The following is a 12,315-nucleotide window of genomic DNA, read 5'->3' as shown; positions in this document are numbered from 1 at the left end:
CTGCGGCAGGAGGGAGGCAGCAGTGTTAGAAATTGGTTATGGCGGGACATCGTCGGATTCGTCACCCTTTGCGGGCAGGGCCGCGCTCCCTGCTGAATCCGCGCAGCCTCGCCGGACAGGTCTTCATCCTCCAAGTGGTCATCGTCCTGCTGCTGGTGGTGGCCGCGGTCTCGGCCCTGGCCCTCCAGGCCAAGCGGGACAGCAAGGCCGCGGCGGAGCGCCGCTCGCTGTCCGTGGCCGAGACCTTCGCGGCCTCCTCCGGCGCGGCCGGGGCGCTGGCAGGCCCGCACCCCACCGCGGAGCTGCAGCCGCGCGCCGAAGCGACGCGCAAGCGGTCCGGCGTGGACTACATCGTCGTCTTCGGCCTGGACGGCATCCGGGTGACGCATCCCGACCGGAAGCTGATCGGCAAACATGTGGTCGGCGCCTTCCCCCAGGCCCTGGCGGCCGCCCGCAAAGGACAGTCGTACACCGAGGTCATCGACGGTCCGCTGGGCGCGGCCGTCGACACCACGGCCCCCATCGCCCGCGCCGACGGCTCCCTCGTGGGCATGGTCTCGGCCGGCATCACCCTGGAGCGCGCGGAGAACCCGGTGGACCGCCAGATGCCGGTACTGCTCGGCGCCGCCGCGCTGTGCCTGGTGCTGGCCGCCGGCAGCACGGCCCTGGTGACCCGGCGGCTCCGCCGCCAGACGCACGGCCTGGGCCAGGCCGAGATGACCCGGATGTACGAGCACCACGACGCCGTCCTGCACGCCGTGCGGGAAGGCGTGGTGATCCTCGGCGGCGACGGGCGGCTGCTGCTGGTCAACGACGAGGCACGGCGCCTGCTGGAGCTGCCCGACGGCCTCGACGGGCGCGCCGTCGACGAGGTCGGCCTGCCGGACCGGCTCGTGGAGCTGATGTGCTCCGGGCGGTCGGCCACCGACGAGGTGCACCACGTGGGCAAGCGGCTGCTGGCCGTCAACGTACGGTCCACCGCACGCGCGGGCGGACCGCGCGGCAGCGTCACGACGCTCCGCGACACCACCGAACTCGCCTCCGTGACCGGCCGCGCGGAGATCGCCGGGGAGCGGCTGAAGCTGCTGTACGAGTCGGGGGTGCGGATCGGCACGACCCTGGACGTGGTGCGCACGGCGGAGGAACTGGCGGAGGTGGCGGTGCCGCGGTTCGCCGACGTCGTCACCGTCGACCTGCTGGAGACGGTGACCGAGGGGGGCGAACCGGCGGCGCACACCGACTGGCGGATGCGGCGGACCGCGGCCCGCGGCGGCCACGGTGCCCCGCCGCTCTACCCGGTCGGCGAACCGGTCGACTTCTTCCCCACCACGCCGCAGGTGGCGGCCATGGAGCGGGGCCGCGCCACGCTGGAGTCGGACCTGACGCGCGACAGCGCGTGGGCCAACCAGGACACCGTCCAGAAACAACGGATCCTGGACTACGGGATGCACTCGCTGGTGACGGCGCCGCTGCGGGCCCGCGGCGTGGTCATGGGCATGGCCAGCTTCTGGCGCATGGGCGACTCCCCGCCCTTCGAGGAGGAGGACCTCTCCTTCGCCGAGGAGGTCACCGCGCGCGCCGCGGTCTGCATCGACAACGCCCGGCGCTACGCGCGCGAGCACGCCATGGCCGTGACCCTCCAGCGCAGCCTGCTGCCCCGCGGCCTGCCCGAGCAGGACGCGCTGGACGTGGCATGGCGGTACCTGCCGGCCCAGGCGGGCGTGGGCGGCGACTGGTTCGACGTCATCCCGCTGCCGGGCGCGCGGGTCGCGCTGGTGGTGGGCGACGTGGTGGGGCACGGGCTGCACGCCGCGGCGACGATGGGGCGGCTGCGCACCGCGGTGCACAACTTCTCCTCGCTGGACCTGCCGGTGGACGAACTGCTCGGCCATCTGGACGAACTGGTCACCCGTATCGACAGCGAAGAAGACAGCGAGGGCACCCGCGGCTGGGAGGGCGTGACGGGCGCGACCTGCCTGTATGCGATCTACGACTCGGTGAGCGGGGTGTGCACGGTGGCCACGGCGGGCCACCCCGGCCCCGCCCTGATGGGCCCGGACGGCACGGTCACCTTCCCGGACGTGCCGCCCTCCCCGCCGCTGGGACTGGGCGGCCACCCCTTCGAGACCACGGAGCTGCGGCTGACCGAGGGCTCGTCCCTGGTGCTGTTCACGGACGGCCTGGTCGAGGACCGGGTACGCGACATCGACGTCGGCCTGGACATGCTGGCCGCGGCGCTGGAGGGGGCCGCGGGCCGCAGCCCGGAGGAGATGTGCCAGGCCGCCGTCGACGCGCTGGTGCCCGAACGCCCCTCCGACGACATCGCGCTGGTCGTCGCCCGCACCCGGCTGCTCGCGCCGGCGAAGGTGGCGGACTGGGAGGTGCCGCCGGACCCGGCGGAGGTGGGCCGGCTGCGCGCGGAGTGCGGGGCACAGCTGGAGGAGTGGGGCCTGGCGGACATCGGATTCAGTACCGAGCTGATCCTCAGCGAGCTGATCACGAACGCGATCCGGTACGGCGCGCCGCCGGTCCGGCTGCGGCTGCTCCGCGGCCGCTGTCTGATCTGCGAGGTGGCGGACAGCAGCAGCACGGCACCGCATCTGCGCCGGGCGACGAGCACGGACGAGGGCGGTCGCGGGCTGTTCCTCGTCGCGCACCTGTCGCAGCGGTGGGGGACCCGGTACACCCCCGGCGGCAAGGTCATCTGGACCGAACAGCAGCTCTCGGGGGCCACCGCGGCCGCCATCGAGACCCCGGCCGACGTCCTCCTGGACCAGTTCGACGACACGGGGTTCTGAGCACGGGGTTCTGCGAACGGGGTTCAGCGAATCGGGTTCCGGCCCTTACGGCATGTGCCGCCGGTCGCCCCTACGGAAGGTGCAGCCGGTCGCCGCCCGCCAGGATCGCGGCCGCCAGCGCCTCGGCCGGGCGGCTCGCCGGGGCGTCCGGGCGGCCGTGCACCAGGACGAAGTCGACGCCGCCGAGGTCCGGCAGGCCCGCCCGGGATCCGACGCGGACCAGCCCCGGCGGGATCATGCCGAGCGAGTGCGCCATCACGCCGAGCCCCGCGCGGGTCGCCGCGATCAGCCCGTTCAGGCTGCCGCTCGTACAGGCGATGCGCCACTCGCGGCCCTGCGCCTCCAGCGCCTGGAGCGCGCGGGCCCGGGTCAGCGCCGGCTGCGGGAAGAGCACCAGCGGCACCGGTCGCTGCGGATCCAGCCGCAGCCGCTCGCTGCCGATCCACACCAGCTTGTCCCGCCAGATCAGCCGCCCCCGCCCGTCCTCCGGGCGCCGCTTGGCCAGTACGAGATCCAGCCGCCCGGCCGCCAGCCGCTCGTGCAGCGTCCCCGACAGCTCGACCGTCAGCTCCAGGTCGACCTCCGGGTGGTCCCGGCGGAACCCCTCCAGCACCTCCGGCAGCCGGGTCAGTACGAAATCCTCGGACGCGCCGAACCGCAGCCGGCCGCGCAGCCGCGTCCCCGCGAAGAAGTCCGTGGCCCGCTCGTTGGCCTCCAGGATCGTGCGCGCGAAGCCGAGCATCGCCTCGCCGTCCTCGGTCAGCTCCACCCCGTGGGTGTCCCGCGCGAACAGCCGGCGGCCGGCCGCCGCCTCCAGCTTCCGCACGTGCTGGCTGACGGTCGACTGCTGCACACGGAGGCGCTGTGCGGCCTGCGTGAAACTCAGGGTCTGTGCCACGGCCAGAAAGGTCCGCAGCTGTACCGGATCGAACACGTCCCCGACCCTACCCCCGCCCATCACGTTCCGGCATGACAGTGACTACGGTAAGAGGGCTTCCCGATTGCCGCGATCAGGCGCACTCTGGAGAGGGCACCGTCCATGCCCCGGTGCGTACGGCACACCGCACGCACCCGCCCGAGCCGCCGACCGATAGAGAGACCATGCGCCGCCCTCAGTTCAAGATCCCCTCCTGGCTCCCCGTGGACGGATACATCCTGGCGCTCATCGGCACGGTCGTGCTGGCGGCGCTGCTGCCCGCCAGAGGCGCCGCCGCCACCGGCGCCGAGGGCGCCTCGACCGGCGCCGTCGCCCTGCTCTTCTTCCTGTACGGAGCCCGGCTCTCCACCCGAGAAGCGATGGACGGGCTGCGCCACTGGCGCCTGCATCTCACGGTCCTGGCGTTCACCTTCGCCGTCTTCCCCCTGCTGGGCCTGGCGGCGCGCGGCCTCGTCCCGTATGTGCTGACGCCGCAGCTCTATACGGGCCTGCTCTTCCTGTGCCTGGTGCCCTCCACGATCCAGTCCTCGATCGCGTTCACCTCCATCGCACGCGGCAACGTCGCGGCGGCGATCTGCGCGGGCTCCTTCTCCAGCCTGGTCGGCATCGTGATCACGCCGCTGCTGGCGGCCCTGCTGCTGGGCGGTGACGGCGGCGGCTTCTCCGTCGACTCGCTGCTGTCGATCGTCTTCCAGCTGCTGGTGCCCTTCGTCGCCGGACAGCTGCTGCGCCGCTGGATCTCGGGCTTCCTCACCCGGTACAAGAAGGTGCTCGGCTACGTCGACCGCGGCTCGATCCTGCTCGTCGTCTACAGCGCGTTCAGCACCGGCATGGTGCAGGGCATCTGGGGCCGGGTCTCCTTCTGGCGGCTGGTGGAGCTGGTGGCCGTCGAGGCCGTCCTGCTGGCCGTGATGCTGACGCTGACCACGTACGGCTCACGGAAGCTGGGCTTCCCGCGCGCCGACCGCGTCGCGATCACCTTCGCGGGCTCGAAGAAGAGCCTGGCGGCCGGGCTTCCGATGGCCAGCGTGCTGTTCGGCGCGCAGGCCAGCCTCGCGGTGCTGCCCCTGATGCTCTTCCACCAGATGCAGCTGATGGTCTGCGCGGTGATCGCCAAGCGGTACGCGCGCCGGGCTGAGGCGGCGGAGCAGGCGGCGGCCGACGGGGCCGGGCAGGCCGGGTCCTCCGGCACCGTGTCGGCCGCCGACCCGGTAGGAGCGCGCCGTTAGGGTGCCTGCATGACGGGCCATCACGTCCTCACCTGGGACGTCAGCGCGAGCAAGGGCATCGAGACCGCGTGGGTCGACCTCGGCGAGCGGACGCTGTCCGCGCACGGCCGGGCGGTGGGCACCGTACCGGAGGCGTACTGGATCACGTACGAGCTGGAGACCGGCGAGGACTTCGTGACGCGGCGGCTGCGGGTGCGGGCGGAGAGCGCCGCCGGCAGCCGCGAACTGGACCTGCGCCGCGACGACGAGGGCCGGTGGACCGCGGGCGGCGAGCCGCTGGCGGGCCTGGAGGACGCGCTCGACTGCGACCTCGGGCTGTGCCCGCTCACCAACACGATGCCGCTGCTGCGCCACGGGCTGCACCGCTCTCCGGGCGCGTACGAGTGCACGATGGCGTGGGTGTCGGTGCCGGAGCTGGCGGTCCAGCCGTCCCGGCAGCGCTACGAACACCTCGCCCGCACGGAGGAGGGCGCCCGGGTGCGGTACTCCTCGGGCACCTTCCAGCGCGACCTGGAGTGCGACGGGGACGGCCTGATCGTCGACTACCCGGACCTGGCGCACCGCACCCAGACCCGCTGACCGGCCGCCCCCGCCGCGCCTCCTCGTCGGTCGCCGCTCCACCTCCTCGTCAGTCGCCGCGCACCCGGTCCAGCGGCAGCCGGAGCACGGCCGGCGCCGCCGCCGGTGCGTTCTGCTCCCGTACCGCGGCCAGCTCACGGTCGCTCAGGGCGCGCCCGTAGACGCGTACCTCGTCCAGCGCGCCCGTGAAGTACGCGCGGGCGTCCGGCTTCTGGCCGAGGTGCACCCCGAACGTGTCGTTCCGGCTGACCGAGCCGGGCACGTCCGCCACCGAGGTGGTGTGCACACCGTCCACAGTGAGCGACAGGCGGTCGTCCGACCGGCGCAGCGCGAGGTGGTGCCAGCGCCCGTCGTTGGCCGCGCCGGCCACGGCGGCCTGCGCGGACTTCGCGGGCCCTGCGCCCGCGAGCGCCGTGACGTCCGCCGTGAGCCGGTCCTTGGCGGGGTCGGCGCGCAGCGCCACCTGCGGCGCCCTGCTGCCCACGCCGCCCATCCACAGCAGCGGCTGCTCGCCGCTCTTCGCCTCGTACCGGAACCAGAGGCTGCACGTGAAGTCGCGGTCGCCCAGCGGCAGCGACGAGCGGAACGGCAGCCGTACGGCGTCGTCCCTGCCGTCGAACGCCAGCGCCCGCCCGAAGCGGCCGTCGGCCGTACGGGCGCCGCCCAGCACGGCGGCCGGCCGGGCACCGGCCCCGCTGTCCGGCGTCGTCGGGTCGGGGCCGCGGCGCTGCCCCAGCCAGTCCTCGGTGAACCGCGCGAAGCGGATCTCGTCCCGCGCGTCCACCGCGCCGCCCTCGTAGAGCAGCCCGACCTCGTCGTGCGAGATGTTCGCCATGTCGGAGTAGCCGGACCAGTCGGTGGTGATCACCGCGCCCCGCTCCGCACCCTCCCACGTGCGGCCCTCGTCGTACGAGGAGCGGATCGTCATGGTGCGCCGCCGGTCGGGGTCGGCGGGCGCGGCGAACAGCAGCCTGCTGTAGCCGTCGGTACCCCGCGACCGCAGCCGCAGCACCGAGCCCTGGACCATGGGCGAGTACAGGTCGGGGATGGCCCGGAACGGCTCGGCGAAGGACTGGCCGCCGTCCCGGCTGACCGCCGCCGTACGGTGCCCCAGGTCCGTGCCGTCCTGCTCCCGCCCGTTGACGTAGATCCCGCCGTCCGCGCGCTCCACGAGCGTCATCTCGGACGGCTTCTGACGGAACGTGCCGTCCGGCGCGGTCGGCCAGGTGTCGACCGCGCCGGTGCGCCAGGTGGCGCCGCCGTCGTCGCTGTGCATCAGCGCCGCGTGGTTGGCCGTTATCCGGCCGCCCTCGTAGCTCTCGGCGTTGACGGCGTAGACCAGGCGCCCTGCGTGCCGCCCGCGGGTGAGCTGGATACCGTGCACAGGTCCGGTCGCGTACCAGGAGTTCCACGACGGCGGGCGGAGCGCGGAGGTCATGTCCCGGGGCGCGGACCAGGTGCGGCCGTCGTCGTCGCTGTACTGCAGGTGCGGCGTGCGGTCGCACGGTATATCGCAGTTGCGGCCGTCCGTGCGGCCCTTGTTGTAGGTCTCGGCGAGGACCACGCGGCCGGTGCGGCGGTCGACGACCGGCGCCGGATTGCCGTGCGTGTCGCCGCCGCCCTCGTTGACGACCTGGAGCGGGCCCCAGGTACGGCCGCCGTCGGTGGACCGTTTCAGCACCAGGTCTATGTCGCCGGCGTCCCCACAGTCGTGCACCCGGCCCTCGGCGAAGGCGAGGAGGGTGCCGCGCGGGGTCGTGACGATCGCGGGGATACGGAAGCAGGCGTAGCCCTTTTCCTGGGCGGCTTTGAACAGCACCTGCTGGGTGAGGCCGGCCGGGGCCGCCTCGGTGGGGGGTTGGGCGTGTGCGGGAGCCGGGGGGAGAAAGGCGAGCGCCGCCGTGGCCAGCATGGCCCACCAGCGGCGTCGCACGGGTCTCGGGCCGGGACTGCGGTGTTCGCTCGGATCTGACGTCATGGTCCGACCTGCCCTTCGAGGCATCGGCGAGGCATCGGCGTCGGCCGCGCGGCGGGCCCGGGAAGCCTCCCGGAGACCCGCCGGGCGGATCATCTGGACATCCCACGTATGGACATCCCACGTCCCATGTTCGTGCGGAGGAAGGTACTTGTCCCGCAGGCGCCCCGGCAAGGAGCGTGCGTCACCCGGATTGGCCGGGGAGCGCCGGTGCCGTCCGAGTACGGCCGTTCAGGGGATCAGGACGACCTTGCCGAGATTGGTGCGCGCCTCGATGACCGCGTGCGCGCGGGCGGCCTCCGCGAGCGGGATCTCCGCGTGCACCGCCGGGCGCAGCCGGCCGTCCCGCGCCAGCTCCCACAGCTCGGCGCCGTGCCGCGCGTACACCTCCGGCTGGTGCGCGGCGAAGTGGCGCATCGTCATGCCGGTGACGGTCTTCGCGCCGGCCAGCAGCTCGTACGCCGGTACCGTGCCGCCGCCGGAGTTGAAGAAGATCAGCCGCCCGCCGGGCGCGCACGCCGCGAGGGCCCGCGGCAGCAGCTCGCCGCCGACCCCGTCCAGGACGATCTCGGCCGGCTCGCCCCAGGACTCCGCCCCGTACGTCACCACCTCGTCGGCGCCCAGCCCGTGCAGGAAGGCCGCCTTGGCCGGACGGGCGGCGCCGCTCACCGCCGCGACCACCCGCCGCGCGCCCCGGACCTTCGCGAGCTGCACCGCAAGGTGCCCGGTCGCGCTCGCCGCGCCCGTGACCAGGACGGCAGCGCCCGCCACGGGCCGCGCGGTGTGCAGCGCGGTCAGCGCCACCTGGCCGCCGCGCACCAGCGCCACCGCGTCCACCGCGCTCGCGCCGTCCGGAATCCGGCTCGCCAGCGCGACGGACACGGTGACCAGTTCGGCGTACGAGCCCGTGAAGGGCAGCCCGGTGACCCGGTCGCCCACCGCGTACGCCGTGACGTCCGGGCCGGTGCCGACGACCTCCCCCGCGACCTCGCCGCCGAGCACGCCGGGCAGCGGCGGGCCCCCGCCGTTGCCGTCGCCGCGCACCGCGCGCACGGACGGCAGCGTCACCCCGATCGCCTCCGTGCGCACCAGCAGCTCACCGGGGCCGGGCACGGGCGCCTCGGCCTCCTCCATCCGCAGTACCTCGGGACCGCCGTACTCGTGGAACCGGACGCGCCGCACGCGCACCTCCAGGGGTCGCCAAACGTTGGGAGCCCCAACGGTACTGTAGAAACCGTTGGTTGCCCCCATGGTTTTTGCGTTCGCTCGATAGGCTGATGGCATGGCCGAAACCCCCTATGTACCCACGCGCATCCGCGCCCTCCCCAGCTGGCTCCTCGGCCGCGCCGCAGCCCGCGGCCACCGGCTCGTCGCCGAAGCGCTGGCCCGCGAGGGCATGCGGATGATGCACCACGCCGTGCTGTCGGCCGTGGCCGAACTGGGCCCGGTCTCCCAGGCGGACCTGGGCCGCAGCCTGAGCATCGACCCCAAGGACATGGTCACGATCGTCAACGACCTGGTCGCCGAGGAACTGGTCACCCGCGCGCCCGATCCGGGCGACCGCCGCAAGAACGCCGTCACCATCTCGCCGGCCGGCAGCCGCACGCTGCGCCGCACGCAGAAGCTCGGCGACGCGGCCAACGCGGAGCTGACCGCCGCCCTCAGTCCGGCCGAGCGCGACCAGCTCGTCGACCTGCTGACGCGCATCGCGACACCGGGGCTGGACGACCGCTGCAGCTGACAGCCGGGCCCTGGCATCCGCTGTTCCGGCGGCCCGTCAGGGCTTGCGACGCGCAGTTGGGAGGCCCGGCCGGCGCAGGGGGCGCACCCCGCCGGCCGGGCCCGTCTGCCCACTCCTGAGGGGCGCTCTCAGTCGAGGGAGCTCAGGGCGATGCGGTGCTCGCCCGCGTACACGTTCATCGAGCTGCCGCGCAGGAAGCCGACCAGCGTGAGGCCGGTCTCGGCGGCCAGGTCGACCGCGAGCGAGGACGGCGCGGAGACCGCCGCGAGCATGGGGATGCCCGCCATCACGGCCTTCTGCGCGAGCTCGAAGGAGGCGCGCCCGGACACCATCAGGACGGTGTCGGACAGCGGCAGCCGGCCCTGCTGCAGCGCCCGCCCGATGATTTTGTCGACCGCGTTGTGCCGACCGACGTCCTCCCGCAGGTCCAGCAGTTCACCGTCGACCGTGAACAGTCCGGCCGCGTGCAGCCCGCCGGTACGGTCGAACACCCGCTGGGCGGCGCGCAGCCGGTCGGGCAGTACGGACAGCGTGGCCGGCTCGACGGTCATCGCGTCGTCGTCCTTGAGCGCGAAGCGCGCCGTGGTCCGCACGGCGTCCAGGCTCGCCTTGCCGCACAGCCCGCACGAGGACGTCGTGTAGACGTTGCGTTCCAGGGTGATGTCCGGGACGGCCACGCCGGGCGCGAGCTGGACGTCGACGACGTTGTACGTGTTGCTGCCGTCGTCGGTCGCCCCCGCGCAGTAGACGATATTCGCCAGCTCCGCCGCGCTGCCCAGCACACCCTCGCTGACCAGGAAGCCGGCCGCGAGCGCGAAGTCGTCGCCGGGTGTGCGCATCGTGATGGCGAGCGGCTTGCCGCCGAGCCGGATCTCCAGCGGCTCCTCGGCGACCAGGGTGTCCGGGCGGGTGCTCACGGCTCCGTCGCGGATCCGGATGACGCGCCGTCGCTCGGTGACCCTGCCCATACTGATCAGTCCCGGTTCTGTACGTGTTGGTAGCCGAAGCGGCCCTTGATGCAGAGGTTGCCATGGGTCACCGGGTTGTCGTGCGGCGAGGTGACCTTGACGATCTCATTGTCCTGCACATGGAGGGTGAGATTGCAGCCCACCCCGCAGTACGCGCACACCGTCGTCGTCTCCGTCTGCCGCCCCTCGTCCCACGTGCCCGCGGCCCGCAGGTCGAACTCCGACTTGAAGCTGAGCGCGCCCGTCGGGCACACCTCGATGCAGTTGCCGCAGTACACACACGCCGAGTCGGTCAGCGGCGCGTCCTGCTCGGTGGAGATACGAGCGTCGAAGCCGCGCCCGGCGACCGCGATGGCGAAGGTGTTCTGCCACTGCTCGCCGCACGCGTCCACGCACTTGTAGCAGAGGATGCACTTGTCGTAGTCGCGGACATAGAGGTCGTTGTCGACCTTCGGTTCCTCGTTCACACGCGCCGCGCCCGGGCCGAAGCGCTCCGGCTTCGCCTCGTACTCCTTGATCCAGTCCTCCGCGCGCGGAGTCGTCGACAAGTCGACCGAGGACGCCAGCAGCTCCAGCACCACCTTGCGGCTGTGCCGGGCCCGCTCGGTGTCCGTACGGACGGCGATGCCCGGCTCCGCGCGCCGGGAGCACGCCGGGGCGAGTGTCCGTGCGCCCTCGACCTCCACCACGCACACCCGGCACGCGTTCTTCGGGGTGAGCGTGTCGCCCTGGCAGAGGGTCGGCACGTCCTTGCCGGCGGCCCGGCAGGCGTCCAGGATCGTGGCGCCCTCGGGCACGCGGACGGCCTCGCCGTCGAGGGTGAACTCGATCAGCCGGCGCGGCGGCTGCAGCGGGACAGCGGTCATCGGTAGACCCCCAGACGGTCGATGGCGGATTCCACGGCGTTCCACGCGGTCTGGCCCAGGCCGCAGATCGAGGCGTCCCGCATGGCCCGGCCGACCTCCCGCAGCAGCGCGATGTCGTCGGCGGCCGCGGCCCCCGTACGGTCCCTGATACGGACCAGCGCCTCCTCCTGGCGCACGGTCCCGACCCGGCACGGCACGCACTGCCCGCACGACTCGTCCCGGAAGAACTCCGCGATCCGCAGGAGGATCCGCGGCAGGTCGACCGTCTCGTCCAGGACCATGACGACACCCGACCCGAGCGTCGTCCCGGCGGCCCGCGTCCCCTCGAAGGTCAGCGGGATGTCCAGCTCGTCGGGGCGTACGAAGCCGCCGGCCGCGCCGCCGAGCAGTACCGCGCGCGGCGTCCCCGTACAGCCGCCCGCCGCCTCCAGCAGCCCGCCCAGCGTCACCCCGAACGGCAGCTCGTAAATCCCGGGCCGGGCCACCGCCCCCGAGACGCAGAACAGCTTGGTGCCGGTCGAGCCCTCCGTGCCGGTCGCCGCGTAGGCCGCGGCGCCGTGCTCCAGGATCGGCAGGACGTTCACCAGCGTCTCGACGTTGTTGACCGCCGTCGGCTTGCCGAACAGGCCCTTCTCGACCGGGAACGGCGGCTTGCTGCGCGGCTCCCCGCGCTGCCCCTCGATCGAGTTGAAGATCGCGGTCTCCTCGCCGCAGATGTACGCGCCGGCGCCCCGCCGGATCTCGATGTCGAAGGCGTACCCCTGGCCCAGTACGTCGTCGCCGAGCAGCCCTCTCGCACGCGCCTGGTCGATCGCGTACTGGATGCGGGCCAGCGCGCGCGGGTACTCGCCGCGCAGATACAGGTAACCGAGGTGCGCCCCGGTCGCGTACCCGGCGATCGTCATCGCCTCGACCAGCGCGTACGGATCGCCCTCGATCAGCACCCGGTCCTTGAAGGTGCCCGGCTCGCTCTCGTCGGCGTTGCAGATCAGGTAGTGCGGGTGGTCGGGCTGCCGGGCGGTGGCGTCCCACTTGCGGCCGGTCGGGAAGGCGGCGCCGCCCCGCCCGACCAGGCCCGCCTCGGTCACCTCGCGGATCACCGCTGCCGGGCCCAGCGCGAAGGCCCGGCGGAGCGCGGCGTACCCGCCGTGCGCCCGGTAGTCGTCCAGCGAGGCCGGGTCGACGGTGCCGATGCGACGCAGCAGGACCAGATCGGGGGAGC

General features: G+C 73.3%; 10 protein-coding genes. 4 read left to right on the top strand and 6 right to left on the bottom strand.

What is annotated here, in order from left to right:
- Positions 1-38: 38 nt before the first annotated feature.
- The gene (locus tag ABT381_RS05325) at positions 39-2,798 is read left to right on the top strand and encodes a SpoIIE family protein phosphatase (RefSeq protein WP_351587993.1); all 2,760 of its coding nucleotides are present in this window, start codon (positions 39-41) and stop codon (positions 2,796-2,798) included.
- A gap of 70 nt (positions 2,799-2,868) precedes the next feature.
- On the opposite strand, the gene ABT381_RS05320 is transcribed toward ABT381_RS05325, so the two are convergent.
- Positions 2,869-3,732 carry a LysR substrate-binding domain-containing protein gene (locus ABT381_RS05320; RefSeq protein ID WP_351587990.1) on the bottom strand — a complete coding sequence of 288 codons (864 nt, stop codon included), beginning with the start codon at positions 3,730-3,732 and terminating at the stop codon, positions 2,869-2,871.
- Between the two features lie 167 nt (positions 3,733-3,899).
- On the opposite strand from ABT381_RS05320, the gene ABT381_RS05315 reads away from it, so the two are divergent.
- Positions 3,900-4,964, top strand: coding sequence for a bile acid:sodium symporter family protein (locus tag ABT381_RS05315; RefSeq protein WP_351587988.1), 1,065 nt, complete (start codon positions 3,900-3,902; stop codon positions 4,962-4,964).
- Between the two features lie 9 nt (positions 4,965-4,973).
- A complete protein-coding gene (locus ABT381_RS05310; RefSeq protein ID WP_351587986.1) occupies positions 4,974-5,543 on the top strand; it encodes a putative glycolipid-binding domain-containing protein in 570 nt (189 codons plus the stop codon).
- A 49-nt stretch (positions 5,544-5,592) separates the two neighbouring features.
- Here the strand turns inward: ABT381_RS05310 and ABT381_RS05305 are convergent, their stop codons facing one another.
- Both ABT381_RS05305 and ABT381_RS05300 read right to left on the bottom strand, forming a co-directional pair.
- A complete protein-coding gene (locus ABT381_RS05305) occupies positions 5,593-7,455 on the bottom strand; it encodes an exo-alpha-sialidase (RefSeq protein ID WP_351587984.1) in 1,863 nt (620 codons plus the stop codon).
- A 294-nt stretch (positions 7,456-7,749) separates the two neighbouring features.
- Positions 7,750-8,700, bottom strand: coding sequence for a quinone oxidoreductase family protein (locus ABT381_RS05300; protein WP_351587981.1), 951 nt, complete (start codon positions 8,698-8,700; stop codon positions 7,750-7,752).
- A 100-nt stretch (positions 8,701-8,800) separates the two neighbouring features.
- Between ABT381_RS05300 and ABT381_RS05295 the strand changes: the two genes are divergently transcribed.
- Entirely contained in the window at positions 8,801-9,259 is a 459-nt protein-coding gene (locus ABT381_RS05295) for a MarR family winged helix-turn-helix transcriptional regulator (RefSeq protein ID WP_351587979.1), read from the top strand.
- A gap of 128 nt (positions 9,260-9,387) precedes the next feature.
- On the opposite strand, the gene fdhD is transcribed toward ABT381_RS05295, so the two are convergent.
- The 3 genes from fdhD to ABT381_RS05280 all read right to left on the bottom strand — a co-directional run.
- Positions 9,388-10,227 (bottom strand): formate dehydrogenase accessory sulfurtransferase FdhD, encoded by an 840-nt coding sequence (gene fdhD / locus ABT381_RS05290; protein ID WP_351587976.1) that lies wholly within the window; start codon positions 10,225-10,227, stop codon positions 9,388-9,390.
- Between the two features lie 5 nt (positions 10,228-10,232).
- Positions 10,233-11,093 carry a 2Fe-2S iron-sulfur cluster-binding protein gene (locus tag ABT381_RS05285; RefSeq protein ID WP_351587973.1) on the bottom strand — a complete coding sequence of 287 codons (861 nt, stop codon included), beginning with the start codon at positions 11,091-11,093 and terminating at the stop codon, positions 10,233-10,235.
- On the bottom strand, positions 11,090-12,315 hold a 1,226-nt coding region (locus ABT381_RS05280; RefSeq protein WP_351587970.1), incomplete at its 5' end, for a complex I 51 kDa subunit family protein. The genes ABT381_RS05280 and ABT381_RS05285, both read right to left, overlap by 4 nt.

This window comes from Streptomyces sp. NPDC000151, from assembly GCF_040301705.1.
Taxonomy (GTDB): Bacteria; Actinomycetota; Actinomycetes; order Streptomycetales; family Streptomycetaceae; genus Streptomyces.
This window is presented reverse-complemented; position numbering and strand designations above follow the sequence as displayed.

Excerpts from the sequence above, each read along its gene's own strand:
- ABT381_RS05325 (WP_351587993.1), top strand. The coding sequence starts at position 39 with ATGGCGGGACATCGTCGGATTCGTCACCCTTTGCGGGCAGGGCCGCGC.
- ABT381_RS05315 (WP_351587988.1), top strand. The coding sequence starts at position 3,900 with ATGCGCCGCCCTCAGTTCAAGATCCCCTCCTGGCTCCCCGTGGACGGA.
- ABT381_RS05310 (WP_351587986.1), top strand. The coding sequence starts at position 4,974 with ATGACGGGCCATCACGTCCTCACCTGGGACGTCAGCGCGAGCAAGGGC.
- ABT381_RS05305 (WP_351587984.1), bottom strand. The coding sequence starts at position 7,455 with ATGCTGGCCACGGCGGCGCTCGCCTTTCTCCCCCCGGCTCCCGCACAC.
- ABT381_RS05295 (WP_351587979.1), top strand. The coding sequence starts at position 8,801 with ATGGCCGAAACCCCCTATGTACCCACGCGCATCCGCGCCCTCCCCAGC.
- fdhD (WP_351587976.1), bottom strand. The coding sequence starts at position 10,227 with ATGGGCAGGGTCACCGAGCGACGGCGCGTCATCCGGATCCGCGACGGA.
- ABT381_RS05285 (WP_351587973.1), bottom strand. The coding sequence starts at position 11,093 with ATGACCGCTGTCCCGCTGCAGCCGCCGCGCCGGCTGATCGAGTTCACC.